Here is a 24139-nt window from a genome sequence, read left to right as displayed (position 1 = left end):
GGGCCTGGGGCAGTTTTTTAGTGCCCCGCGCCGCGCATGTTGCGCTCCATCATGCGCTGATACAGGCGTGGCGAAAGGCGGTTGAGCCACCAGGACAGGCGCGCCACGCGGCCAACCGGGATCATGGGCAGCGATTTTTCCAGCCCGCGCAGGATCGTTTCAGCGGCGGCCTCGGGGCTCATCTCGTCCATCCCGTCCTTCGCCGATCCGGGCCGGGCTGTGCCATCCGCTTGCTCTTGCGCATTGCCGGGGTTGGTTGCCACAAAGGACGGCGCAGCGATCTGGACCTGAACGCCATGAGGGGCTTCTTCCGAGCGCAGCGATTTGAAGAACCCTTCCAACGCGTGTTTCGAGGCAGCATAGGCCGTCCGATGGTAAAGCGGAGCAAACCCGGCAACCGATGAGATGGCCAGATGTGTCCCCTTTGACGCCCGAACCGGGTGCAAGAATGCGCGGGCCATTTCGACGGCCGCAAAGTAGTTGATGTCAAACAGTGTTCGGTGGCTGGCCGCGTCTGACTTTTCAAAGCCCCGGATTTGCGTGACGCCGGCGTTGTAGATGACCAGATCTATACTGTCGCAGGTCGTGATCGCCCTTTGGCACGCGCTGGCAAGCTGCGCGGGGTCCGTCAGATCACACGCTATTGGAAGCTGGTTCGACCCGGCGTCCAGACCTGAAACATCGAGATCCAGCAGCACCACCCGCCACCCGCGACTTTGCAGAGCACGGCTGAGGGCCCGCCCCAAACCGCCCGCCCCGCCGGATATGACAGCCGTCTTCATAGCCCCGCCTGCTTTTGCCAGAGCGCGAATACCTGGGCGCTGGTTTTTTCGGGTGTGTAACCGAAGTCGGATTTCAGGGCAGTGTTGTCCAGAACCGGTCGATATTGCAGAAATCGCACCTGTTCCGGCCCATAACGGGACAGACCCAGCGGACGCGCAGCGGCCAAAGCCGATTTCAGCGCCCAAGCGGGCAGGCGCAGAACCGGTTTTCCCATGGCGCGGGCCAGATCGGTCACACCCATCGCGCCGTCCCCGGCGACATTGTAAACGCCAACCGGCCCGTCGGTTGCCGCGCGCTGAAGGATGCGTGCCAGATCATGCGTCCAAATGAACACAAACGGGCTTTCGCTGCCGACCACGGCCAGCAGGCGGGGTTTGTGAAACAGGGCGGTGATCTGGTTTTCGGACCCGGCCCCCAGAACCGTGCCCACGCGCAGCACGACCTGTTCCAGATCGGGGGCGGCTCTGCGAACCTCGGCCAGCATCTCTTCGACCTGCCTTTTGTGATCGGAATACGGGAACTCGGGGTTGCCGCGCAGCGGATCATCCTCGCGCAGGGGCACGGGGTTGTCCGCGTGATAGCCGTAGGCCGCACCCGAGGATGTGACGACCAACCGGCGCACCCCGTTGGCTAGGGCTGCGTTCACCACCTTGCGGGTGCCCTCGACATCAACGGCATATGCCGCCGCCCGCTCCATTTTGGGCGGAGGCGTCACGATGGAGGCCAGATGCACAATGACTTCAGGCTTTACGTTGCAGATCACGCGCGCGGGGGCGTCGGTTGTCACATCCATGGGCAGATAGTGGACGTTTTCCGGCATGCTGTCGGGGCGTTTGATATCCGTGGCAAAAACCTCGTGCCCCTGAAGTTCGGGGAGCAGCGCCTGCCCGACCAACCCGGCGGCACCTGTGATCAGGATACGGGTCATCGCGCGGCCTCGGTTCGGGCCATGACCGACGCCAGAGCAATCCCCGAGATCGCGTGCCAGATTCCCCAGAACGCGGCCACGACAGCCATGCCGCCCAGCCCGTGGAAGAAGGCAAAGATCAGCACCAGCCCAAGGCCGGAATTCTGAATGCCGGTTTCGATGGTGATGGCGCGGCGATCGAAGGGGGACAGCCGGGTCAGAGTGGCCACAACCCAACCGCCCCCCAGTGCCAGGGCGTTGTGAAGGACCACAAGCCCGGCAACAGCCCCGGCAAAACTGAGGAAGAACCCCCAGTTTGCGGCCAGGGCAAGTACGATGAAGGCCGCAAAGATACCCATCGACAGGTATTGCAGCGGCGCACGCAACCGTGCGGTCAGGGCCGGGCGGCGCTGGTTCAGAGCAATGCCCAGGACCAGAGGCAAGATCAGCATCAGCCCGACAAGGATTGCGATTTGCACCGGGTCAATCTGTGTCTGTTGCAGAATCGCGCGTGTCGGAGGATACAGCCCGCCCCAAAGCGCAATGTTGAAGGGCGTCATGAAAATCGCGCCGATGGTGGCAAAGGCGGTCATCGACACTGACAGCGCCGCATTGCCACCGGCGCGGTGGGTAATGAAGTTCGAAATATTGCCCCCCGGACAGGCGGCGACAAGGATCAGCCCAAGCGCGATTGACGGGCGCGGCTCCGTCATCCACACCAAAGCAAAGGTCAGAGCGGGCAAAACGATGAATTGGGATACCAGCCCGACAAGTACCGGCTTGGGCGCGCGCCTGAGACGATCAAAATCCCTTGGTGCCAGATCGATCGCAATCGAGAACATCACGATCGCCAATATCGCGTTCAACAGCGTCAGAGAGGCCGGGCTGAAATTCAGCGTGATTTCGTCGATACCACTCATACGGCGGCTTTCCGCAGCCGTTCGATCCACCCGGTGACAGCCTTTCTGTAAGTGGCCTTGTCCACGTAGTAAGCCATTCGCGGCAGATCGATATAGCTCATGCCTCCGGTGGCGCGCGTATAGTCTTTTTGCTTTTCGGTTTTCAGATCGGCCGCCACCGGGCAACCCTTCTGAAGACCTTTGATATAGCGCGCCACCATTTCGGCCTGCTCGTGCCTGCCTTGCCAGCCCAGACCCGTGGCCTCGACCATGCCCAGCACAAAAAGATCGTCCCGTTCAGGGTGCAGCGCGTTCAGGTACAGATGGGGGGCATCGCCCCGCCAGTTCAGCAGGCCCCGGTCGATGAACGGATAGTGCAGCTTGTATCCGGTTGCCGCGAGGATCATGTCGTAGTCTTCGCTGGAGCCATCCTTGAAATGAACAGTGTGACCCTCCAGCCGGTCGATATCGGGACGAATGCGCAGATCGCCATGGCCCGCGTGATACAGGACCAGCGAATTCACCACCGGATGGCTTTCGTAAAGCTGGTAATCGGGCTTGGGAAAGCCGTATTTCTGCGGATCACCGACAAACCAGCTGAGGATCAGGCTGTCCACCTTGCGCTTCAGCCACATAGGCAGGCGGATCTTGCCGCCCATCGTGTCGGCCGGTTTGCCGAAAACGTATTTGGGCACGAAGTAATAGCCGCGGCGCATGGACAGATCGCAGCGTTCTGCGTGATGGATTGCGTCAACCGCAATGTCACAGCCGGAATTGCCCGCGCCCACGACCAACACGCGCTTGCCGTCGAACTGGCTGGGATACCGGTATTGCGAAGCATGGATCAACTCGCCGTCAAATGTGCCGGGAAAGCTGGGCATATTCGGTTCCGACAGGGTGCCGTTTGCAATCAGAACCCCTGCGAATTCAGCCTGATGCTCACCTTCGGCGTCCCGCCATGCAACACGCCAACCGTCGCCGGATTTGCCCAGCGGAGTGATCCGGGTGACTTCTGCATTGAACTTGTAACTCTTACGCAGGCCGAAACGATCGGCAAAGGCCCGGAAATAGTCGCGCATCGCCCGGTGCGAGGGGTACTCGGCCACCGCCTCGTCCATCGGGAAATCCTCGAACTCGGTCATGCGTTTGGAAGAGATCAGATGCGCCGATTCATACATGGTTGATCTGGGGGCATCGATATCCCACAGACCGCCCACATCCGAATGCAATTCGAACCCCTGAAAGGCGATGCCCTGTTCCTTCAGCACCTTGGCTGCGGCCAAACCCATCGGCCCCGCCCCGATCAGGGCGAATGCGTTGCGCGTCTGTGTCATGAACCCTCCCGAAGTTCGCGATACTTAACTTGAACGAACGACCAAAATAAGGCAAGATGAAATTCATGAGTCCAAAAAACATCGAAAAACCAAGGCAAAGAGCACCGTCCAAGCGATCGCTTGAAACCAAGGCGCGGATCATGGATGCGGCTGAAACCGTCTTTGCCGAACGGGGATTCGAAGGTGCGTCGATCCGGGACATCGCGGCACTGGCGGGGGTTCAGATTGGTCTTGTGCACCATCATGGTGGTGGCAAGGAGGAGTTGTTTTACCGAACGGTCGCGCGGCGCGCGGACGCGCTGGCGCAGCTTCGGATCGACGCATTGAACAGGGCCAGGGCTGTTGCTCCGCTGACGCTTCACAGCATTCTGGACAGCTTTATCCGACCCTATGTGGACCTGGCTGAGACGGGTGGGCCCGGATGGATGGCGTATGGGCGGTTGGTGGCCCACGTATCGGTTGACCCCAGGTGGCGCGATATCGCAGCAGAGTGTTTCGACCCCACCGCCCAGTTGTTCATCACCGAAATCGCCAAGCTTTACCCGGATGTCGATCCAGCCGTTTTGGCAAGTGGCCAGGTTTATTCGGTCTCGGCGATGCTGGCCCATCTCAACAGTGGATGGCGGGTCGAAGCCCTGTCGCAGGGCGGTGACGTATCAGGCATGGAACGTCTGGTGGACTTTTGCGCCGCCGGTATCGAAGCAATGGTACGATCCGGTCGTGAATGAACCCTCACGCGACGCCGGTTGTGCGTTCAATCGTTGAGGTGGTGCCCTGTATCTACATCTACATACCTGTTTCCAAAAAACGGACAATTAGCGCAGGTAGAACGATTGTGTCCTCTTTGACGCTCTTTGAGGCGTCATTCGCCTTGATTGAGGTGAAAACGTGGCGTCAATGTGGCGCGTGATCTGTAAATATGATTCTGTTGTGCTACTCTTTCACAGAGTGGTTTGTAACGAGTATTAGATCGTAAGGTGGGCACATGACATTCATACGAAACATAGCTGCTGTCGCTGTTGCAGGCGTGATGGCTGCAAGCGGTGCGTCGGCGCTGACCATTTCCAGCATCTCGCCCTCTTGGCAAAACGTAAATCCAACGCCCGGCGTTACTGAAAGCACCTCTGGTTCAACGATCTCTCTTCGGTGGGGAAATGGCAGCAGCTCAAGTGGCTACGATTTCACGCCGACTGGCACGCCGATTTCAGGTCTGTTGCCTGATACGGCATTTGCTCTGGGACAGTTCTCGCATCTGAATTTCCCGATCACGGGAACAACGCTGAGCTCGGTCGACCTTCTTGTCGACATACTGATCAGCGGTGGCCCTCTGGTGTCTTCGTCGTTTGCGCTGACGCATAACGAGACATTGAATCGTCCAAGCAACTGTCCGGCGGATTCCACCCCTTGCGATGACATCGTGACCATTACCAATACTCTGGGCTCACAGAACTTCAGCTTTGGTGGGCAGAATTACGTGTTCTCGGTCCTCGGTTTCTCGCAGAACGGTGGCGGCACCATTTCAAACGGCTTCAGCACAACGGAAAACATGCAAAACGTCGCGACCCTTTACGGGCAATACACGATTGCCCCTGTGCCATTGCCCGCCGCTGGCTGGCTGCTTCTTGGCGGCATCAGTGGCTTGTTCGTAATGGGCCGCCGGAAAAAGCGCAGCACGGCCTGACCTGGCTTTTCGTGCTCTCACCATTCGTGTGGTGAGAGCAGACCTGGAACCGGGTCGCGTTTGGGCCAGGATGTTCAGTCTTTCAGCGTATGCGCCCCGTGGGCCCGAGTTGATGGCTTTGGCTTGAAAAGATTTGCGCGCTTGCCGGGCACCTGTCGCAATGCCGCCCGGGCATCACTCTTGCTGCAAATGTTCGAATAAAATCTTGCTGAACACCGATGGCGGTGACGTTCGCACGGCACTGGGCGAGGCGAAAAAACCGAACATGATGATCAGTATGATCAGGGCAGTACCGGCAAGGCAAGCCGCCGATAGGTGAAAGACCGAGCGAACCATTGCGACACTCCCTTCTCTTGATATCCGAAAATTCTGTGAGGGCTGAAACGTCAACCTGACTTTGCCAATTGTTGTTTCAGTCTTTGGTTTTCCGCCTGCAACTCTGCCAACTGCTGCCCCAGCCTGTTCAGATGAGGACGCAACTCTGCTTCGGTGAAGCGCGGTGTGATATGACTTGGGCAGTTCCAGTCCAGCGCCTCGACGCGGATGATCACGGCCCGTTCGGCCGGTGCCTCGGCCTCTTCCGGGTAAAGGGTGGCGGCCGCTGCTTCGCCTTCCGTGAATGCGACGCGCCCAAGGATCTTGAGACGGCGTCGGTTGGCGTAATCCATCAGGATCATCGCGATGCGATCGTTGCCGTCCAGATTCCCGCGCGAGATATACTGTTTGTTGCCCGAAAAATCCGCATATCCGATGGTCTGGGGCCCCAGCACTTTCAGAAACCCTGTCGGCCCGCCCCGATACTGCACATAGGGCCAGCCGGTCTCGGACACGGTGGATTGATAGAACCCGTCCCGTGCCTGAATGAACTCTTTCTCGGGGTCTCCAATCAGATGGCCTTGCTGGGGACCACCTTCAATGAACTTGGTATAGGTTCTGGCCGAACCCATCCTCTCCTGATAGGCGCGGACAGCGGGAGTGAACGTCAGTTCGGCAAAAGCGCGGGGCATGAATGTCCTTTCAAAGACCCAGTTCGGTCAATCCGGGGTGGTTTTCAGGGCGTTCGCCCAGGGGCCAATGAAACAGCCGGTCGCCTTCGGTAATGGGAAGATCGTTGAGCGAGGCATGGCGATGTGACATGCGCCCGTCATCGGCGAATTGCCAATTCTCATTCCCATAGGATCTGAACCACTGACCGCTGTCGTCGCGCCATTCATAGGCATAGCGCACGGCGATGCGATTTCCGGCAAAGGCCCACAGTTCCTTGATCAGGCGGTACTCCAGCTCTTTCCGCCATTTGCGGGTCAGAAAGGCGTGGATGTCGGTATGGCCGGACAGGAATTCAGCCCGATTCCGCCATTGACTGTCGTCGGTGTAGGCAGGCGTCACGCGGTCGGCGTCACGACTGTTCCAGGCATTTTCCGCCATGCGCACTTTTTGAGTGGCGGTTTCGGCGGTGAACGGGGGCAGAGGGGGTCTGGACATTTTGCAAAGGCTTTCAGGTGAGTGAGGCGGCAAGAATAGCCATGGTCAGAAGGAAGGGGACGTACTGAGGTGGAAAAATGCTGGCGCGACGTTTCATCGGTCAAATCCCATGGTGTACAGATCGGTTAACTTACGAATAAGGTGTACTGATCTGTAAACCTTTGCAAGTAGAAATTTCACGATGAGACTGGGCGTCTGGCAAAACCATTCCAAAACAATGCTTTGGCCTGGGGTCATTGTACTTCACGCTCCATGGTAATATGTACAGAACGGTACACCATGGAGCCGAATCATGCGCCCAAACAAACGGGATGAGTTGGTCAGCAAGGCCCTGAAGGTCTTTTACCGCGACGGGTTTCACGCAACCGGCATGGACAAGCTGGTTGTGGAAACGGGCGTGTCCAAGACGTCGATGTACAAGCATTTCCGCACCAAGGAAGACCTAATTGTCGCCGCGCTGCGCCTGCGGGATGAGAACTTTCGCAACTGGTTCTTTCAACGCATCGACGAGATGGCGGAAACACCGGCCGAGCAGATCCTCGTCAGCTTCGATGCCCTGAAAGAGTGGTTCGAAGAGGACGGGTTCCGGGGCTGCATGTTCATCAAGGCCGGGGCCGAGTATCAGGACAAGGATCACCCGATCCATGTACAGGCCGCCGAACACAAACAGCTTTTGCTGGAACACTTCACGGCCATAGCCCAGCAAGCCGGCGCGCATGATCCTCGGAAGCTCGCGAGTCAGATCGTGTTGTTGCAAGAAGGAGCCATCGTATCCGCGGTCCTGCTCAAGAACTGCGATCCGGCGGAAGACGCCAAGGATGCGGCCAAGCACCTGTTGGCCAAAGCACTGGCTTAACCCCGCCGGTCAAAAGGGATTCTCTGACATTGCAGGCTGAGGAACGTTGCGTTGTTCCTCAAAGGGACGCCGCGTCACAAGGATTGGCGTGAATCGAACACGGCGCTAGCCTTTTCGGAAAGACCGATTGGAGGGCGTTCAATGTCACTTTTCACTTCGACTGCGGCATGGGTCACTGATGAACACCGCATGTTCGCGGATATGGCGGGTCGGTTCATGGATGACGAATTGTCGCCCAATATCGAAACCTGGGTTGAAAACGGCGTTGTGGATCGCAATTTCTGGCGCAAGGCCGGCGAAACCGGGCTGATGGCGGGTGCGATTCCCGAAGAATATGGCGGTGTCGGCGGCGGCATGGGCTTTGACGCCATCACGGCCTATGAACAGGGCGCGCGGGGTGATGCGGGTTGGGGCTATGGCATCCAGTCGATCGTGACCCACTATCTCACCGCTTATGGCAACGAAGATCAGAAGCGGAAGTGGTTGCCCAAACTGGCGTCGGGTGAATTGGTCGGCGCGTTGGCAATGACCGAACCCAGTACCGGTTCGGACGTGCAGGCGGTGCGGACGACTGCCGAGAAGGACGGCAACTCCTACCGGTTGAACGGGTCCAAAATCTTCATCACGAACGGACAGACTGCGGATCTGATCATCGTGGCCGCCAAGACCGACAAGTCCGCCGGCGCACGCGGCGTTTCGTTGATCGTGGTGGAAACCGACGGGTGTGAGGGTTTTCGCCGGGGGCGGAACCTCAAGAAACTGGGCATGAAGGGCAATGACACTGCCGAGTTGTTTTTCGAAGATGTCAAAGTGCCGATGACAAACCTGTTGGGCCCCGAGGAAGGGCAGGGTTTCTATCAGCTGATGAAACAGCTGCCGTGGGAACGGCTGAATATCGCGATCATGGCGCTGGGCGCGATCGATTTCGCCATCGCCGAAACAGTGAAATACGTGCAGGAACGCAAAGCCTTTGGGCAGCGGGTGATGGATTTTCAGAATACCCGGTTCAAACTGGCGGAATGCAAGACCAAGGCCGAGGTTCTGCGCAGCTTCATCAATGATTGTATCGGGAAGCTGGAAGCAGGCGAACTGGACGCGGCCACGGCCTCGATGGCCAAATACTGGGGATCCGAGGTGCAGAATGAGATCATGCATGAATGCCTGCAACTGTTCGGCGGCTACGGGTTCATGATGGAATACCCGATTGCGCGTCTTTATGCGGATGCCAGGGTGCAGATGATCTATGGCGGCACCAACGAGGTCATGAAAGAGCTGATCGCGCGATCGCTCGACGTCTGAGCCCACCACGGGGCCTCTCCCGCCCGTCGTCGTCATTCCTGACGGAATGACTCCTCCGGTTGGGCCCGGCAGGCCCGGGCAAAGCCCGTTCCTGCCGGGCCTTTTTCGTTGTCGCAGCACGGGTCAAAAGGCCGCTTGCAAAGGGAGGGGCATCGGGATGATGATCCGCCGACAAGACTCAGAGGCCCGACGTGAACGATCCCGAACAATCACTTTGGCAGACCACCTGCACCGAGACAGTCCCCGCACCGCCCCTGACCGCTGACGCAGAGGTTGATCTGGCTGTCATCGGAGGTGGCTATACCGGCTGTTCAGCGGCTTTGACCGCAGCCCGCGCCGGCGCGTCGGTCTGCCTGCTCGAGGCGCAGGAGATCGGGTTTGGCGGTTCGGGGCGTAATGTCGGTCTGGTCAATGCGGGGCTGTGGTTGCCGCCGGACGACATCCGCACGCATCTCGGTACTGAAACGGGGAACCGTTTGATCGACTTGCTGGCCAAGGCGCCGTCGGATGTGTTTGCCTTGATCGATGAATATGGCATTGCGTGTGAGCCCGTGCGCAACGGAACCCTGCATTGCGCTCATTCCGCGTCGGGTTTGAAGGACCTGCAAACGCGTCATGCGCAGTTGAGCGAAGCCGGAGCGCCGGTTGAGCTGTTGTCGGCGGACCAGGCCGGTGAACGCACCGGTAGCCAGGCCTTTCACGGTGCTTTGTTCGATCCACGGGCGGGAACCATCCAGCCTTTGGCCTATGCGGTGGGTTTGGTGCGCGCGGCGTCACAGGCCGGGGCACGGGTATATACCCACAGCCCCGTGCAGACCATGGCATATGAGGCTGGGCACTGGGTTCTGATGACACCGGGCGGGACGGTTCGGGCAAGATCGGTCATTCAGGCGACGAATGCCTATCATCTTGCGCTGCCGGAGACCGCGCCTGCCTTTGTGCCGGTCTACTATTTCCAGTACGCCACGGCCCCGCTGACCGACAATTTGCGCGCCAGTATCCTGCCAAGGAAAGAAGGATGCTGGGATACCGGGCTGATCATGACGTCATTCCGGCTGGATCAGGCCGGGCGGATGATCATTGGCGGCATGGGAGATCTGGGACATGCCGGTCGGGTTGCACATTCCGCTTGGGTCCGGCGCAAGCTGGCCGAGCTCTATCCGCAATTGGCCGACCGGTCGTTGGAACACGGGTGGCACGGGCGGATCGCAATGACATCGGATAATCTTCCGAAGATCACGCAGATCGGCCCCAACGCTTTGGCCGCACACGGGTATTCCGGTCGCGGCATCGGCCCGGGCACGGTGTTCGGTCGCATGATGGCCGAGAGTCTTCTGGCGGATGATCCCTCGCTTCTGCCGGTTCCTGTCGTATCGGAACACCGCGAAAACTGGACGCGCTTGCGCCGCGCCTTTTTCGAATCCGGCGCGGCGCTGACGCATCTGATAAGGGCGCGGGTCTGAGTTCAGACAGACCGGGTGATACCGCCGTCCACCCGGATATTCTGTCCGGTGATGTAACCGCCGCCTTCCGAGGCAAGCAGAGCGACGACCGAGGCGATCTCGTCATAGCTGCGCCCATAGCGCCCCATTGGAATGCGGCTGCGGAATTCTTCCTTCTCGGGCAGGCTGTCAATGAAGCCCGGAAGGACGTTGTTCATGCGGATATTCTCGGCGGCATACTTGTCCGCGTACAGCTTGGTGAAGGCGGCCAGCCCGGCCCGGAACACGCCCGAGGTCGGGAAAACCGGATCCGGCTCGAACGCGGCAAAGGTCGAGATGTTGATGATCGAGCCTCCCCCCTGCGCCTGCATGATCGGGGTCACAAGCCGTGTGGGACGCACCGCGTTCAGGAAATAGACATCCATGCCGGTGTGCCAATCCTCATCCGTCAGTTCAAGGATCGGAGCGCGGGGGCCGTGACCGGCGGAATTGACCAGAACGTCAATGCGCCCCCAATGGGCCATGGCGGCATCGACAAGCTTCTGCAAATCCTCGGTGGACTGGTTCGAGCCGGTAATGCCAACACCGCCCAACTCTTTTGCCAAGGCTTCTCCCTTGCCCGAGGAAGACAGAATGCCAACCTTGAACCCGTCCGCCGCCAGCCTCCGTGCGGAATCCGCACCCATGCCGCTGCCGCCCGCTGTAATAAGTGCTACCTTTTCCATCTGACATCTCCGTTTTTCAGTTGATCCCAGGATGGCGGTCAGAGAGCGGTTTGACCAATCAGTTCTGCTGGCCTTATGCTGTAGAAAATCTACAGGACAACACGATGGCCGCCCTTCCACCCCTGAACGCTTTACGTGCCTTCGAAGCTTCTGCGCGTCATTTGAACTTTCGACTGGCCGCCGAGGAACTTGGCGTTACACAAGGTGCCGTGGCGCAGCAGGTGCGCGGGCTTGAGGCACGATTGGACGAGGTTCTGTTCGATCGCCTGCCGCGTGGGTTGCGACTGACCGAATCCGGGCGGCGGTTTCACGCGCCGCTGCGTCGTGCCTTCAGGTTGATCGAAGAGGCCGTCGAAGACCTGTCTCCGAACCGCCGGGTCACGTTGTCGGTCACGCCCAGCTTTGCCTCGAAATGGTTGGTGCCGCGTTTGTCGGGCTTCACGGACCTGTATCCGGACATCTCGGTTCAGGTGGATGCGCGCGAGCGTCTGGCGGATTTCAGTTCGGATGGCGTCGATCTGGCTGTCAGGCAGGGTCGAGCGCCGTTTGCGGCGGAACTGGAAGCGGTGCCCTTGTTCTCGACCGAATTCATCCCGGTATGCAGCCCTGCCATGGCGAGGGAAGTCAGCACCCCTTCTGACTTGATGAAGCAGGTATTGCTGAACGATACCCACGGATTGTGGCCCTTGTTTCTTGAACGGGTGGGGGTAAGCGGAAAGCCCAGAATGATGAGCTTCAGCCAGACCAGTCTTGCGATCGACGCGGCAGTTTCGGGGCAGGGTATAGCACTGGCCAATGCGCCTCTCGTCGCGCCCGAGGTGACCTCGGGCCGTCTTGTTCAGCCGCTTGCGGATGTCCTGGTTGAAGATCTGGGGTTCTATGTGGTTGCACCCCGCAAGCCACGCCAACCGCAACTGGTCGAGATCATGCGAGACTGGCTGTTGTCTCAGGTTTGAAGGGATGCGGCGATTGCCTCGATCCGGGCCCGCAACCAGCGATGTGCCGGGTCATTGGCCGACCTCTGGTGCCAGACCATGTAGATCGACACTGGCGCGCATTCGAACGGCAGTGGCGCGCAATCCAGCATGGCCAGCGGGCCCTGTTTCATCAGCGCCGTGTCGGTCGAGATCAGGTCGCTGCCCTGTATGAAGGCCGGGATGGCGTTGAAATGCGGCAGGGTCACCACCGCTGGTCTGATCTGGCTTTGATCAACGCCACGCATGACGGCGCGGGCGTTGCGGCCATCGGCAAAGCGAACCTCGACATGATCGCAGTTGCAATAGGCGTCCCAACTGTCCGGCGGCGTGCGCTGTGTGGCGTCATAGAACAGCATCAGCGGGCTGGTCATCAGGCGTTTCTGAAAGATGTCCGGCCCGTCCGGCGGCAACGGGGTCAGCATCAACTGGCATCTGTCACTGCGCAGCAGCTCGGGGTCGGGCACGCCTGAAGGAATGAATTCCAGCCGCAGACCTGCGCCTTCGGCACGTGTTTCTCGAAGCAGCTGCGGAAAGATCAACTCGCGCGGCATGTCATTGGTGGCGATGCGGATCCTGATCTGTTCAGACTGCGGGTCGAACGGCCGCCCTTCGGTCAGCGCCCGCATTCCGTCCAGCACCTTTTGCGCGGGCTCCTTCAGGGACAAGGCGCGCTCGGTCGGGGTCAGGCCCTGACCGGACCGGACAAACAACGGATCGCCCAGCACCAGTCGGAGCTTGGCCAGCGTATGGCTGATGGCCGATTGCGTAACGCCCAGCCGATCCGCAGCTTTCGAGACCGAGCTTTCCTCGAGTATGGTCAGAAAGATGCGCAGAACCTTGCCGTCTAGATCAGTAAAATCGATTTTCTTCATATCTCTTATGATTATGCATGAATGGTTTCGCTGTCCATGACGGGGTAGGGGATGGGCGGCAACAGGAGGCGCATAATGGGAATCCGCTTTTTCTCGGACAAGAACCGGCCCGTTCACATGGGGCGATACCCGTTGGAGCGTTTGACCCGACAAGATACCATGCCGGATTTGTCGCGCGTGCCCTTGATGGGCGAACTGAGTTTCCACCGGCCGGAACGGCCCGACAGCATCGTCAACGCCATGGGCGAATTTCAGGCGATGCTGGACGCGATTCGCGACGGGTTGGTGAACCCGATTGCATCCGAGATCCCATCAGATCCGCAGGAACGCGCCAACCATCTGAAGGCATTTGGGTATTTCAACGATGCGTCGATGATGGGCTGCGGGCCGTTGCCGTCAGATGCGCTGTTGGACGAACCACGCCGCAACCCCGATATCGACCGGCTTGCCCATGCGCTGCGCACGCGCCAGACCAAGACGCTGGCCTCTGGGATCGATCTCATCATGGCGGATCTGAAAGACAGTATGGAGGCCGCGCCCAAGCCGATTGGCGGCCACCGCCACGCCATCGTCTTTCTGTACGAACATAACCGCGATCCGGACCCTTCCGAACCCGGTACGGACTGGATCATCGACGCGCAGGATCATCGCGCCTGCCTGCTGGCAACCGAGAATGCTGTGGTCATCGCCAACTATATCCGACTGCTGGGTTTTGACGCCCGCGCGCACAGCGTGATGTCGTTCGAAATCGATCTGGGCAAGCTGGCCGTGGCCGCCGGTCTGGCCTCGGTCGAGGGCGGCAAGCTGGTTGCGCCGTGGCTGGGCACCAGGTTTGGCCTTGCAGCCGTGACGACCGAGATGCCCGTCGCGCATGACCGGCCGCTCAGGCCCATGGCGCAACAGCCGTGGTTTCGGACCCAAGGCCCGGCATGGTGGCTGGGCACGGGATTTGCCAAGAACGCCCTCAACCGTGACCCATACGCCAAACGACGCTATGTGGACGGGGCCCATCCGTTCGAAAAACTCAAACGGGTCGAGGCTCCGACAACCTATATCGACGAAGAGAATGTTGCCCGCGTTCCCAAGCGCGCCGACATGTTCGCCCGCGCCCAGTTCGGCGATATGGGCAAGTCATTGCAGGACGCCGCGAAAGGCGGGTACTACGTGCGCAAAGCCGCGCCCAGCTTTGCCCAGCGTCGCGCGCTGGGTGCATTCGTTCTGTTGCAGGACGGTGAAAGCGCTGACCTGCGCAAGTCAACTGATGCCCGACGCAATGCGGCAAACATCAAGGCGGCGACCTATTTCCTTGGGGTCGATGCAGTGGGCCTCAGCCGCTGCCCGGAATGGGCGTGGTATTCTCATGACGCCACCGGCGAAGAAATCGTGCCGCCTCATGATCAGGCCATCAGCATGATCATCGATCAGGGCTATGAAACGATGGAAGGTGCCAGTGGTGACGACTGGATCAGTGTCGCCCAATCCATGCGCGCCTACCTGCGCTTTTCGCTGCTGGGCGGAGTGATCGCCCAGCAGATCCGCAACCTCGGTTACAAGGCCAAGGCGCATACGGTGATGGATGGCGAAGTGCTGCAACCGCCGCTGTTGTTGCTGTCCGGTCTGGGCGAGGTCAGCCGGATCGGAGAAGTTATCCTGAACCCCTATCTGGGCCCGCGCCTGAAATCAGGCGTGGTGACGACCGACATGCCGATGGCGCATGACAAACCCATCGATTTCGGCCTGCAAACCTTTTGTGAATCCTGCAACAAATGCGCCCGCGAATGTCCCTCGGGCGCGATCACCGCCGGACCGAAGCTGATGTTCAACGGTTATGAAATCTGGAAGTCCGACAGCCAGAAATGCGCCACTTACCGTGTAACGACGCCAGGCGGTGCGATGTGCGGACGGTGCATGAAGACCTGCCCGTGGAACCTCGAAGGCATCTTCAAGGAACGTCCCTTCCGCTGGGCTGCGATGAACATCCCCTCGGCCGCGCCCGCACTGGCCAGGCTGGACGATGCGGTCGGCAATGGCGGGCTGAACGATATCAAGAAATGGTGGTGGGATATCGAGTTGCAGCCCGACGGCGCCTATCGCCCCACGACGCACCCGTTGAACCGGCGCGATCTGCAAAAGGATCTGGACCTGAAATATGAGGATCAGACCCTGGCCGTCTATCCCGCTTATCTGGCTCCGCACCCCTGGCCCTATCCCTTTGCAATGGACCGAGAGGCCGGGATTGCAGCCTATGAGGCCATGGTGACGGCCGATGAATACAAGGCCCGCAAGGCAAGCGGGGACATGTCGATCATCCATCGCTATCAGATCGCCGGTGATGCGCCCGTGATGCGGGTCGCCGTGACCAAGGTCGAAAAGATGACGGCGGATGTCACGAAATACGAATTCACATCGCTGGACGGTGCGCCCCTGCCGGGATGGACAGCGGGCGCACATCTGGACGTCCTGGTCGCACCGGAATTCCTGCGGCAATATTCCATGTCCGGCGACCCGTCGGATCGTGCGACCTATCAGATCGGAGTGCTGCGCGAGGATGACGGGCGTGGCGGGTCCGCGCTGCTGCATCGCATCTTCACCGAGGGGCGAAAGGTTTTCGTTTCCAAACCGATCAACCACTTTGAATTGGATGAAACGGCAACCAGAACATTCCTCATGGGCGGCGGTATCGGCATTACCCCAATGATCGCCTTTGCCCATCGCCTCCATGCGCTGGGCCGCGAGTTCGAATTGCACTATTCGGCCAGCACACGGGGCGGGGCGGGGTACCTGGATGATCTGGCCGCCATGCCTTGGGCGGACCGCGTTCATTACCATTTCTCGGATGAAGGCACCCGCGCCGACCTGAATGTGATTCTGTCCGGTTATCGGGATGGGTGGCATGTCTATACCTGCGGGCCGGATCGTTACATGAACGGCGTGATTCAGGCGGCTGAGCAGCAAGGCTTTCCCGAAGAGGCGCGCCATCTGGAATATTTCTCGGTCCCTGAAACGCCTGAATATGAAAACCACGCGTTTGAGCTCAAGCTCGCGCGTTCGGGCCGGACACTGCCCGTGCCCGCAGACAAGGACGCGGCGCAAGTTCTGAACGAAGCCGGTATTCATGTGGATGTGAAATGCGCTGACGGCATCTGCGGCGTCTGTAAATGCGGTGTCATTGCGGGCGAGGTCGAGCATCGGGATTTCGTTTTGTCCCGCAAACAGCGCGAAGGCGCCATGATCCTGTGCCAAAGCCGCGCGGCGGAACCTGATGGGGTGATCGAAATCGATCTCTGAACCCTGTCCAAAAGCGACATTTGGAAGTTGAATTTTGGTCGCTCGGCCCATGGACGCCGGACGAGGTGTGAATTAACGTCGCCGCGAACCCAGATATTCCTGATCAACAGGTACGAGGTAGCTTCATGGATTATCACAGCCCCGCCAGCTTTGCCGAAGCTTCGGCTCTGGCCGCGAATGCGACGGGCATCACACGTTTTCTGGCGGGCGGTACAGATGTACTGGTGCAGCTGCGCTCGGAACTGGTGACGCCCGATACGCTGATCGACATCAAGAAGATCGACGGCGTGCGTGACATCACCCGCAACGACGACGGGAGTTGGACGATCGGCGTGGCCGTCACGGGCGCCGAGATGAGCGAGCACCCCGACCTTGGCCGCGACTGGCCCGGTGTCGTCGAGGCGATGGACCTGATCGGTTCAACTCAGATTCAGGGCCGCGCGACGCTGGCGGGCAACTTGTGCAATGGCTCACCTGCGGCTGATTCCGTGCCCGCCATGGTGGCGGCGGGCGTGACCGTCACCGTAACCGGCCCCGATGGCACGCGTGACGTTGCGGTTGAGGACATCCCGACCGGGCCCGGCAGGACCTCGCTGGCGAAAGGCGAACTGATCTCGGCCATCAACATTCCTGCCCGTGGTGAAAATGGGGGCGACGCCTATTTGCGGTTCATCCCCCGTACCGAAATGGACATTGCGGTCGTGGGCGTTGGCGTGAACCTCCGTCTGGATGGTGACGTCATCACCGAGGCGCGCGTGTCGCTGGGTGCCGTGGCACCGACCGTTCTGTTGGTTGAAGACTGTGCCAACGCGATCATCGGCAGCACTTTGGACGATGCCGCCCTTGACGCATTGGCCGCGGCCGCGTCGGCCGCCTGCAATCCGATCGACGACAAACGAGGTACAATCGCATTCCGTACCGAAGTCGCTGGCGTTCTGGCCAAGCGTGCCGCGAAGATCGCCTATGCCCGCGCGAAGGGAGAAAACGCATGAGCAAGCTCCACGTATCCACCACCGTAAACGGGGACGCAGTTGAATACCTCTGTGACCCGCGCGAAACCCTGCTGGACTGTCTGCGCGACAAGCTGAACCTGACCGGCGCCAAAGAGGGCTGCGGCACCGGTGATTGCGGCGCGTGTTCGGTCACCGTCGATGGCCGTCTGGTGTGCTCGTGCCTGATGCTGGGTGTCGAGGCCGAAGGCAAGCAGATCGAGACCGTCGAAGGGATTGCGGATGGTGATGTCCTGCACCCGTTGCAGAAGAAGATGATCGAATACGCCGCGCTTCAATGCGGCATCTGTACCCCGGGCATTCTGGTGGCGGCGAAGTCCCTGTTGGAGAAGAACCCCAATCCGACCGAGGAAGAAACGCGTTATTGGCTGGCGGGCAACCTGTGCCGCTGCACCGGCTATGACAAGATCATTCGCGCCGTGATGGACACGGCGGCTGAGATGCGGGAGGCGTCATAATGGCTCTGGACGATCGCAAAACTGATTTCACTTTCGTTGGCACCCGCCCCGATCGCCCTGACGGACTGGACAAGGTGACAGGCCGGGCCAAGTTCGGTGCGGATATCTCGGCCCCCGGCATGTTGCACGGCGCGATTCTGCGCTCACCCCACGCCCATGCCCGGATCGTCAGGATTGATACCTCGAAAGCCGAGGCATCGAAGGACGTCAAAGCCGTCGTGACCCGTGCCGATTTCGCCGATGTCCCGTTCAAGCCCGGGCTTGAAGGCGAATTCTGGAACGTGCTGGAAAACGTCATGGCGGGGGAAAAGGCGCTCTATGACGGGCACGCGGTTGCTGCGGTCGCGGCCACATCTGCCTTGGCGGCACGGGATGCGCTGAAACTCATCGAAGTCGAATACGAGGTGCTGCCGCACGTCACCGACGTGGACAAAGCGATGGCCCCGGACGCGCCGGTGATCCGGGAAGGTGCGGCGGACTATTCGGTGCCGGAAGGGATGCACCCGAATGTCGTGCGCTATCACGAAAGCGGTCACGGTGACGTCGAGGCGGGCTTTGCCGAGGCCGATCTGGTTATCGAAGACAGCTTTGTCACCGAGGCGACCCATCAGGGCTATATCGAGCCGCATGCCTGCTTGGGCATGCTGGGCAATGACGGCAAGGGCGAGTTGTGGTGCACGACCCAGGGCCACTGGATCGCGCAAAAAACCTGTGCGGCGCTGCTGGGAATCGAAACCTCTCAGCTGCGCGTCACGGCGTCTGAAATCGGCGGCGGTTTTGGCGGCAAGACCACGGTCTTCATCGAACCCGTCGCGCTGGCACTCAGCCGCAAGGCCAACCGTCCGGTCAAGATCGTGATGACCAGATCCGAGGTTTTCCGCGCCACCGGGCCGACCTCTTCGGCGTCAATGGACGTGAAGATCGGCATGAAGAAAGACGGCACGATCACGGCGGCGCAGGGTGTCTTCCGCCTGCAAGGCGGGGCCTTCCCCGGCGCCCCGGGCGACATGACGGCCATGTGTGCCTTTGCGCCCTACAACCTGCCCTGCGTCAAGCAGATCGGTTACGATGTGATGTCGAACCGCCCGAAACAGGCCGCCTACCGCGCGCCGGGCGCACCCATGGGCGCCTTCGCCGTTGAATCCGTCATTGACGAGCTCTGCAACAAGCTGGGCCTCGATCCTATTGATGTGCGCCTGAAAAACGCCGCGCATGAAGGCACGAAGGCCAGCTATGGCCCGACCTACGAGCGCATCGGTCTGGTCGAAACCCTTGAGGCCGCCAAAGCGCATCCCCATTACTCGGCCCCGCTGAAGCCGGGTCAGGGGCGCGGGGTTTCCTGCGGCTTCTGGTTCAACCACGGCGGCGAGACCAGCGTTTCACTGGCACTTTCCGAGGATGGCTCAGCACAGTTGATGGTCGGAACGCCCGACATCGGCGGGTCGCGCGCATCCATGGCCCTGATGGCGGCCGAGGTTCTGGGCATTCCGTATGAAAATATCCGCGTGACCATCGCCGACACGGCGACGCTGGGCTACAACGACGTGAGCCATGGTTCGCGTGTGACCTACGCGTCGGGCCTCGCCACGATCAAGGCCGCAAGACACGCGGTCGAGAAACTGTGCGAACGTGCGGCGGCCAAGTGGGGCATCCCGGTCGATGCGGTGAAATGGGAAGACGGCTGCGCGGTACCCTCGGGGCCCAATGCAGGGGATTTCGACCCGATGCCTCTGGCGGACATCACGGCGGATATGGGATCGACCGGAGGCCCGATTTCGGGCCATTTCGAAGCAACCCCCGAAGGCGCGGGCGTATCCTTTGGCACCCATATCGTCGATGCCGAGGTCGATCCGGAAACCGGCAAGACATCGATCACCCGCTACACGGTCATTCAGGATGCCGGCAAGGCGATCCATCCGACCTATGTGGAAGGGCAGTTTCAGGGTGGCGCCGCGCAGGGCATCGGCTGGGCACTGAACGAGGAATACATCTATGGCGAGGATGGTCGGTTGCAGAACTCGATCTTCCTTGATTACAGGATTCCCGTCGCCAGTGACCTGCCGATGATCGATACGGTGATCGTCGAAGTGCCCAACCCCGGCCACCCGTTCGGGGTGCGCGGCGTGGGCGAGACGGGCATCGTACCGCCCCTGGCCGCCATCGCCAACGCGGTGTCCAATGCGGCGGGTGTTCGGATGACGCAACTGCCGATGTCTCCGCCGCGCATCCTTGCGGCGCTCAAGGACAATGGTTGAGGTCCACCTCTGGTCCGGCCTCCGGTCACTGACCGGGGGCCAGCAAGTGGTTGAGGTCGAGGCCAAGACCACCGGAGAGCTTTTGCGGGCTTTGGTCCGGGCCCACCCGCAGTTGCAGGCCCCCATTGATGCGGGGGTCTCCATCGCGATCGACGGGCGCGTCATTGCCACCGGGCTTACCGAACCGATCCCCGAAGGCAGCGAAGTCTTTCTGATGCAACGTCTCAGGGGCGGTTAGGCGTCAGGCGACCAGGGCTCGCGCCCGACCATCCGGTCAGCTTCTGCCGTGATGTCGTTCATGTGCTGCTCAAGGCTCAGGCGCAGGGTCTCGATTTCCTCTTCGCTTGCCTTGCGGGGCACTGTTTCAGTCCATTCCCGACACAGAAACACGCCCTCATTGCGCCAGGGGCGGGGCATCAGAAGGTGATCCCAGGTTCCCGCTTCGCGACCATGTTTTGTTGAATAGGTGATGCCGAATACGCGCTTGCCCGAAGTCCGCGCCCATACCAACGGAACCGTCGACAGAACCCGCTCTGGCCCGCGCGGGCCGTCTGCCGCGATCCCAATTGAGATACCCTGCTTCATCTTGCCCAGAACCTGGCGTGACAAGGCGACGTGGCGTGTCTTGCTGGCCATGGCGATCGTATCCATGCCAAACAGCTTTTGGACCCGGCCCACCATGCTGCCCGCCCGGGCAGAGGAGGTGATCGAACAGATGCGCCCCTTGTCCAGCGGGAAGAAATATGGCGACTGCGCCAGCCGTTGATGCCAGAGCACAACGATGACCGGCTCACCTTGTTCGACCAGATGATCCAGTTCTTCGTATCCGATGCGTTGCCAACGTGTGTTGCGGTTGACCAATCGGATGTAAGCGGCGATCCGGCGGGCCACCCAGTTCAGCACGGCTTCGCTGTCTGCGATCTTCTTGCGGAGGTTCACACGGGGTTCCTTTTGCTGACCGGACCTTGTCTTAGCGCACTGCACATTTTGCGCAACTTGTTTGTCGGCTCAGATAGTGGTGTGGAATCCGAAAAAGCCTCTTGAGTCCGCCGCGCGGCTGTCATATCTGGGGCGCACCACAGGGGTATAGCTCAGTTGGTAGAGCGACGGTCTCCAAAACCGTAGGTCGCGGGTTCGAACCCTGCTGCCCCTGCCATCCGCATCAAAACACCAATCGGCGATCGCGCCTGGCGCGTTTCCAGCGCGCGCGGCTTACGACTATGGCCGGGGCGAACCGGCAATCAGGACGCATGCAGGCATTGTGAGCCGCCGTGCAACCAAACCCCATATGCCATCTAAAAATACCGGCCCAGAGTGTGAACAGCGTCACTGACGGATGTTGGAAAGTCTGTTTGTCTGAGGATGTCAAAGAGTTGGCGTTCAGGTTCGGTTCAGAACGCAGGTTTTCAGTTTCTCCCTTATGAGTAGGGCGCGCTTGTGGTTGAGCGCGCCCTTTCCGTTTCTGGTCAGCAACACATAGTGACGCTGCCAGTACGTGTAGAGAATCTGCCCAAAGCCGCTACTTGAGCAAATCCCGCGAAAACGGGCTTTGCACCAGAGAAAGGCGTTGGGCGGCCGGTCAGTCAGGCCAGCAGCGCCAGATCCCCGATATTTGTCTTGTGTCGGGTCGGCATCGTTTTTGCCGGATGGCCGTCGATCGTCAGGGCGAGGTCTTTGTAAAACCCGCCGCTGTCGAACCACCAGCGATGCGATTTCATCATCTTGCGCTGTCCTTTGGGGACGTCTCGTTGATATTGGTGGTCACAGAAAATATCCCAATGCCCTTTCGAGGTCAGCTTGGGCATCCCGACACGGCCCGCCCGCGGCCGCCCTCCGTTTACAAGCCCGCCGGCCAGGGCCAGAACCTTGTCTTTCCGGCTGTAGTAATTGGTGAACCGCTTGCACCGTTTTTTCAGGACCAGATCGCCCCATGCGCCTTTTTCCAGCCACTCTGAATCGATGTCCGCTGACGCGAACATGACCTGATCCGCCGACCATATCTTGTTGCCGGGCCCGGCCGAATCCCCGAAGTCCGAGAATGCGCGCAGCACCACCAACGCCCCCATGGAATGCGCGATCAGATGCACCTTGGGGCGCGGGGACATCCCCAACAGTGGCAAGATCCCATCCCCCACCAGATGCGGCGCCACCGCCTTGGCATCGGACCGGTCCGAGTCATAGGTATGCACCGATCCGTCGCTGGGCCAGTCAAAGGCAACGACCGCGCCCTGATATCCGTAGCCCCTTAGGTTGGTTTCTATTTTCCCCAGCCGGTCCAGCATGTCCTTCTGGCTGGTGTTGAACCCGTGAACATAGATCAGGACGGCCGAATCCCCGCCCTCCTGACGCACGAGATCCAGCCATTTGGCTTTTTTGACGATACTGCCCTTTCGGATTTTTCCACCCGGGCTTTGCTGGGTGATGTTGACATATCTCGTCTTTGCGGCGGGCTTGAGGGTAAATTTCTTCTTCTGTGCGTTATAGGTGCGGCGGGAAAAAAACAGTGCCATTTTTCAAACTCCATTCCAATCAATCCAGAAAATGTGCCATGAGCCGCTGTTTTCACAAAGCGTATTCTCCGGGCCCTTTTGATGCCAAAACAGGGATGTGCGGTGAAACCGGTATGCGCGAAGGTTGCATACAGGGGCATCCTGACGTCCAATGCCTGTTTCCTCTGTCGGCTTAATGCCCTAGTGTCCGCTGCAAACGAACACACGCACGAGGCCCCATGTCGCGTTTTGATGGATATTTCCTGCGGCAATTGCTGATTCTGTTTGGCTTTTTCACCCTGGTGCTGGTCGGTGTGTTCTGGATCACCCGGTCCGTCAGCCTGTTTGACAGGGTCATCAGCGGCGGGCAGTCGGCGATGGTCTTTCTGGAATTCACCGCGCTGACTTTGCCGACCCTGATCCGCACGGTCATGCCCATGGCGGTGTTTGCCGCCGCCGTCTATGCCACAAATCGCCTGAGCCGCGAAAGTGAACTGACGGTTATGCTGGCCACCGGATCCAGCCCTTGGCGGCTTGCCCGGGCGGTGCTGCTGTTCGGTGTGATTACCGGGGTGATGATGGCGATCATCAGCGTGTTCCTGCGCCCGGCCTCGGTGGAACAGCTGGAAATCCGGCAGGCTGAAGTGGCCGGAGATGTGACGGCTCAACTGCTGAACGAAGGCGAGTTTCTGCACCCTGCCGAAGGCGTCACGGTTTACATAGGCGGGATTGATCTGGACGGCACACTCCACGAAGTGTTCGTGTCTGACCGCCGCGATCCTGAAAACGCGGTCAGCTATTCAAGCGTAACCGCCTATCTGGTCAACAATGATGCCGGCATCCACCTTGTGATGGTTGATGGGGTTGCATTGCGCCTGAACAAGGAAGGCAAGGTGTTGTCATCGACCCTGTTTCAGGACGCCTCCTACGACATCTCGGAACTGACGAATACAAATCCGATGGCCCGGCGCAGTCTCGAAGCCATTCCAACGGCGGACCTGATCCGCAACCGGGATGAGGTTTCAGCCACGGAAGGGTTCAGCCAAGGCAAACTGATCGAAGAGCTGCACCAGCGGTTCTCGTGGATCGCGATTTGCATCGCCGTGGCGCTGGCCGGGTATTCAACCCTGATGCTGGGCAGCTTTTCCCGGTTTGGATTGTGGCCGCAGATATTGGGCGCCTTCACCATTCTTGTGCTGCTTGAAGGTGTGCGCGGGTTTGTTTCCCCGGTGGTGATCGATGACCCGGAACTTTGGTTTCTGCTGTACCTTCCCGCAATCATGGGGGTGCTGATCTCGGGCCTCTTCCTGCTTGTTGCTGGTCGGCCGTTGATGCGAAAACGGCAGCGCGCGCCCCAGATCATGCCGACACCGGCCTGAGTT

The 24139-nt window shown here is 60.0% G+C and carries 22 protein-coding genes and 1 tRNA gene; 13 read left to right on the top strand and 10 right to left on the bottom strand.

Going from position 1 to position 24139, the window contains the following annotated elements:
* Positions 1–17: 17 nt before the first annotated feature.
* The 4 genes from NOR97_RS11930 to NOR97_RS11915 are packed head-to-tail and all read right to left on the bottom strand — an operon-like array spanning position 18 to position 3923.
* Positions 18–782 carry an SDR family oxidoreductase gene (locus NOR97_RS11930; RefSeq protein WP_257599234.1) on the bottom strand — a complete coding sequence of 255 codons (765 nt, stop codon included), beginning with the start codon at positions 780–782 and terminating at the stop codon, positions 18–20.
* Positions 779–1711: an SDR family oxidoreductase gene (locus NOR97_RS11925; RefSeq protein ID WP_257599233.1), complete on the bottom strand. Its 933-nt coding sequence runs from the start codon at positions 1709–1711 to the stop codon at positions 779–781. The genes NOR97_RS11930 and NOR97_RS11925 overlap by 4 nt, the downstream gene beginning before the upstream one ends.
* Positions 1708–2610 (bottom strand): bile acid:sodium symporter family protein, encoded by a 903-nt coding sequence (locus tag NOR97_RS11920; RefSeq protein WP_170346128.1) that lies wholly within the window; start codon positions 2608–2610, stop codon positions 1708–1710. Before NOR97_RS11920 ends, NOR97_RS11925 begins: the two co-directional genes overlap by 4 nt.
* Positions 2607–3923, bottom strand: coding sequence for an NAD(P)/FAD-dependent oxidoreductase (locus NOR97_RS11915; RefSeq protein WP_257599232.1), 1317 nt, complete (start codon positions 3921–3923; stop codon positions 2607–2609). Before NOR97_RS11915 ends, NOR97_RS11920 begins: the two co-directional genes overlap by 4 nt.
* A gap of 65 nt (positions 3924–3988) precedes the next feature.
* On the opposite strand from NOR97_RS11915, the gene NOR97_RS11910 reads away from it, so the two are divergent.
* Positions 3989–4651, top strand: coding sequence for a TetR/AcrR family transcriptional regulator (locus NOR97_RS11910; protein ID WP_257599231.1), 663 nt, complete (start codon positions 3989–3991; stop codon positions 4649–4651).
* A gap of 257 nt (positions 4652–4908) precedes the next feature.
* The gene (locus NOR97_RS11905) at positions 4909–5604 is read left to right on the top strand and encodes a VPLPA-CTERM sorting domain-containing protein (protein WP_257599230.1); all 696 of its coding nucleotides are present in this window, start codon (positions 4909–4911) and stop codon (positions 5602–5604) included.
* A 386-nt stretch (positions 5605–5990) separates the two neighbouring features.
* On the opposite strand, the gene NOR97_RS11900 is transcribed toward NOR97_RS11905, so the two are convergent.
* Positions 5991–6611, bottom strand: coding sequence for a pyridoxamine 5'-phosphate oxidase family protein (locus tag NOR97_RS11900; RefSeq protein WP_257599229.1), 621 nt, complete (start codon positions 6609–6611; stop codon positions 5991–5993).
* Positions 6612–6621: 10 nt separating this feature from the next.
* On the bottom strand, positions 6622–7086 hold the full coding sequence (locus NOR97_RS11895; protein ID WP_257599228.1) for a nuclear transport factor 2 family protein: 465 nt from the start codon (positions 7084–7086) through the stop codon (positions 6622–6624).
* 292 nt (positions 7087–7378) lie between these two features.
* Here NOR97_RS11895 and NOR97_RS11890 point away from each other — a divergent pair, with 292 nt between their 5' ends.
* From NOR97_RS11890 to NOR97_RS11880, 3 genes are all read left to right on the top strand, one after another.
* Complete coding sequence (locus NOR97_RS11890) at positions 7379–7942, top strand: TetR/AcrR family transcriptional regulator (RefSeq protein ID WP_170346133.1); 564 nt, start codon at positions 7379–7381, stop codon at positions 7940–7942.
* A gap of 141 nt (positions 7943–8083) precedes the next feature.
* A complete protein-coding gene (locus NOR97_RS11885; RefSeq protein WP_257599227.1) occupies positions 8084–9241 on the top strand; it encodes an acyl-CoA dehydrogenase family protein in 1158 nt (385 codons plus the stop codon).
* A 191-nt stretch (positions 9242–9432) separates the two neighbouring features.
* On the top strand, positions 9433–10704 hold the full coding sequence (locus NOR97_RS11880) for an FAD-binding oxidoreductase (RefSeq protein ID WP_257599226.1): 1272 nt from the start codon (positions 9433–9435) through the stop codon (positions 10702–10704).
* Between the two features lie 2 nt (positions 10705–10706).
* Here the strand turns inward: NOR97_RS11880 and NOR97_RS11875 are convergent, their stop codons facing one another.
* A complete protein-coding gene (locus tag NOR97_RS11875; protein ID WP_170346136.1) occupies positions 10707–11408 on the bottom strand; it encodes an SDR family oxidoreductase in 702 nt (233 codons plus the stop codon).
* Between the two features lie 104 nt (positions 11409–11512).
* On the opposite strand from NOR97_RS11875, the gene NOR97_RS11870 reads away from it, so the two are divergent.
* Positions 11513–12364 (top strand): LysR substrate-binding domain-containing protein, encoded by an 852-nt coding sequence (locus NOR97_RS11870; RefSeq protein ID WP_257599225.1) that lies wholly within the window; start codon positions 11513–11515, stop codon positions 12362–12364.
* On the opposite strand, the gene NOR97_RS11865 is transcribed toward NOR97_RS11870, so the two are convergent.
* The gene (locus NOR97_RS11865; protein WP_257599224.1) at positions 12355–13257 is read right to left on the bottom strand and encodes a LysR family transcriptional regulator; all 903 of its coding nucleotides are present in this window, start codon (positions 13255–13257) and stop codon (positions 12355–12357) included. The two genes, NOR97_RS11870 and NOR97_RS11865, sit on opposite strands and share 10 nt — an antisense overlap.
* A 75-nt stretch (positions 13258–13332) precedes the next feature.
* Between NOR97_RS11865 and NOR97_RS11860 the strand changes: the two genes are divergently transcribed.
* The 5 genes from NOR97_RS11860 to NOR97_RS11840 all read left to right on the top strand — a co-directional run bounded on the left by NOR97_RS11860 (position 13333) and on the right by NOR97_RS11840 (position 20506).
* Positions 13333–16545: a reductive dehalogenase gene (locus tag NOR97_RS11860; RefSeq protein ID WP_257599223.1), complete on the top strand. Its 3213-nt coding sequence runs from the start codon at positions 13333–13335 to the stop codon at positions 16543–16545.
* Positions 16546–16670: 125 nt separating this feature from the next.
* Positions 16671–17537, top strand: coding sequence for a xanthine dehydrogenase family protein subunit M (locus NOR97_RS11855; RefSeq protein WP_257599222.1), 867 nt, complete (start codon positions 16671–16673; stop codon positions 17535–17537).
* Positions 17534–18013 (top strand): (2Fe-2S)-binding protein, encoded by a 480-nt coding sequence (locus NOR97_RS11850; RefSeq protein ID WP_117868038.1) that lies wholly within the window; start codon positions 17534–17536, stop codon positions 18011–18013. The genes NOR97_RS11855 and NOR97_RS11850 overlap by 4 nt, the downstream gene beginning before the upstream one ends.
* Positions 18013–20268, top strand: a complete 2256-nt coding sequence (locus tag NOR97_RS11845) for a xanthine dehydrogenase family protein molybdopterin-binding subunit (RefSeq protein ID WP_257599221.1) — start codon at positions 18013–18015, stop codon at positions 20266–20268. Before NOR97_RS11850 ends, NOR97_RS11845 begins: the two co-directional genes overlap by 1 nt.
* A complete protein-coding gene (locus tag NOR97_RS11840) occupies positions 20261–20506 on the top strand; it encodes a MoaD/ThiS family protein (protein ID WP_257599220.1) in 246 nt (81 codons plus the stop codon). The genes NOR97_RS11845 and NOR97_RS11840 overlap by 8 nt, the downstream gene beginning before the upstream one ends.
* Here NOR97_RS11840 and NOR97_RS11835 read toward each other — a convergent pair.
* Entirely contained in the window at positions 20503–21207 is a 705-nt protein-coding gene (locus NOR97_RS11835) for a lysophospholipid acyltransferase family protein (RefSeq protein ID WP_170346143.1), read from the bottom strand. The two genes, NOR97_RS11840 and NOR97_RS11835, sit on opposite strands and share 4 nt — an antisense overlap.
* Before the next feature lie 141 nt (positions 21208–21348).
* On the opposite strand from NOR97_RS11835, the gene NOR97_RS11830 reads away from it, so the two are divergent.
* A tRNA-Trp gene (locus tag NOR97_RS11830) sits at positions 21349–21424 on the top strand.
* Positions 21425–21851: 427 nt separating this feature from the next.
* Here the strand turns inward: NOR97_RS11830 and NOR97_RS11825 are convergent.
* Positions 21852–22778, bottom strand: a complete 927-nt coding sequence (locus tag NOR97_RS11825) for an alpha/beta hydrolase (protein ID WP_257599219.1) — start codon at positions 22776–22778, stop codon at positions 21852–21854.
* A 218-nt stretch (positions 22779–22996) separates the two neighbouring features.
* On the opposite strand from NOR97_RS11825, the gene lptF reads away from it, so the two are divergent.
* The gene (gene lptF, locus NOR97_RS11820; protein WP_257599218.1) at positions 22997–24136 is read left to right on the top strand and encodes an LPS export ABC transporter permease LptF; all 1140 of its coding nucleotides are present in this window, start codon (positions 22997–22999) and stop codon (positions 24134–24136) included.
* Positions 24137–24139: the final 3 nt, after the last annotated feature.

Source organism: Ruegeria sp. YS9 (assembly GCF_024628725.1).
Classification (GTDB): Bacteria; Pseudomonadota; Alphaproteobacteria; order Rhodobacterales; family Rhodobacteraceae; genus Ruegeria; species Ruegeria atlantica_C.
Note: the sequence above shows the minus strand (reverse complement) of the source record. Positions and strands in the feature narration are given on the sequence as shown.

What these genes read in the sequence shown, in the direction of transcription:
- NOR97_RS11930 (WP_257599234.1), bottom strand. Translation starts at nt 782, where the DNA reads ATGAAGACGGCTGTCATATCCGGCGGGGCGGGCGGTTTGGGGCGGGCC.
- NOR97_RS11865 (WP_257599224.1), bottom strand. Translation starts at nt 13,257, where the DNA reads ATGAAGAAAATCGATTTTACTGATCTAGACGGCAAGGTTCTGCGCATC.
- NOR97_RS11920 (WP_170346128.1), bottom strand. Translation starts at nt 2,610, where the DNA reads ATGAGTGGTATCGACGAAATCACGCTGAATTTCAGCCCGGCCTCTCTG.
- NOR97_RS11860 (WP_257599223.1), top strand. Translation starts at nt 13,333, where the DNA reads ATGGGAATCCGCTTTTTCTCGGACAAGAACCGGCCCGTTCACATGGGG.
- NOR97_RS11925 (WP_257599233.1), bottom strand. Translation starts at nt 1,711, where the DNA reads ATGACCCGTATCCTGATCACAGGTGCCGCCGGGTTGGTCGGGCAGGCG.
- lptF (WP_257599218.1), top strand. Translation starts at nt 22,997, where the DNA reads ATGTCGCGTTTTGATGGATATTTCCTGCGGCAATTGCTGATTCTGTTT.
- NOR97_RS11855 (WP_257599222.1), top strand. Translation starts at nt 16,671, where the DNA reads ATGGATTATCACAGCCCCGCCAGCTTTGCCGAAGCTTCGGCTCTGGCC.
- NOR97_RS11840 (WP_257599220.1), top strand. Translation starts at nt 20,261, where the DNA reads ATGGTTGAGGTCCACCTCTGGTCCGGCCTCCGGTCACTGACCGGGGGC.
- NOR97_RS11895 (WP_257599228.1), bottom strand. Translation starts at nt 7,086, where the DNA reads ATGTCCAGACCCCCTCTGCCCCCGTTCACCGCCGAAACCGCCACTCAA.
- NOR97_RS11870 (WP_257599225.1), top strand. Translation starts at nt 11,513, where the DNA reads ATGGCCGCCCTTCCACCCCTGAACGCTTTACGTGCCTTCGAAGCTTCT.
- NOR97_RS11875 (WP_170346136.1), bottom strand. Translation starts at nt 11,408, where the DNA reads ATGGAAAAGGTAGCACTTATTACAGCGGGCGGCAGCGGCATGGGTGCG.
- NOR97_RS11845 (WP_257599221.1), top strand. Translation starts at nt 18,013, where the DNA reads ATGGCTCTGGACGATCGCAAAACTGATTTCACTTTCGTTGGCACCCGC.
- NOR97_RS11885 (WP_257599227.1), top strand. Translation starts at nt 8,084, where the DNA reads ATGTCACTTTTCACTTCGACTGCGGCATGGGTCACTGATGAACACCGC.
- NOR97_RS11825 (WP_257599219.1), bottom strand. Translation starts at nt 22,778, where the DNA reads ATGGCACTGTTTTTTTCCCGCCGCACCTATAACGCACAGAAGAAGAAA.
- NOR97_RS11900 (WP_257599229.1), bottom strand. Translation starts at nt 6,611, where the DNA reads ATGCCCCGCGCTTTTGCCGAACTGACGTTCACTCCCGCTGTCCGCGCC.
- NOR97_RS11910 (WP_257599231.1), top strand. Translation starts at nt 3,989, where the DNA reads ATGAGTCCAAAAAACATCGAAAAACCAAGGCAAAGAGCACCGTCCAAG.
- NOR97_RS11890 (WP_170346133.1), top strand. Translation starts at nt 7,379, where the DNA reads ATGCGCCCAAACAAACGGGATGAGTTGGTCAGCAAGGCCCTGAAGGTC.
- NOR97_RS11850 (WP_117868038.1), top strand. Translation starts at nt 17,534, where the DNA reads ATGAGCAAGCTCCACGTATCCACCACCGTAAACGGGGACGCAGTTGAA.
- NOR97_RS11905 (WP_257599230.1), top strand. Translation starts at nt 4,909, where the DNA reads ATGACATTCATACGAAACATAGCTGCTGTCGCTGTTGCAGGCGTGATG.
- NOR97_RS11915 (WP_257599232.1), bottom strand. Translation starts at nt 3,923, where the DNA reads ATGACACAGACGCGCAACGCATTCGCCCTGATCGGGGCGGGGCCGATG.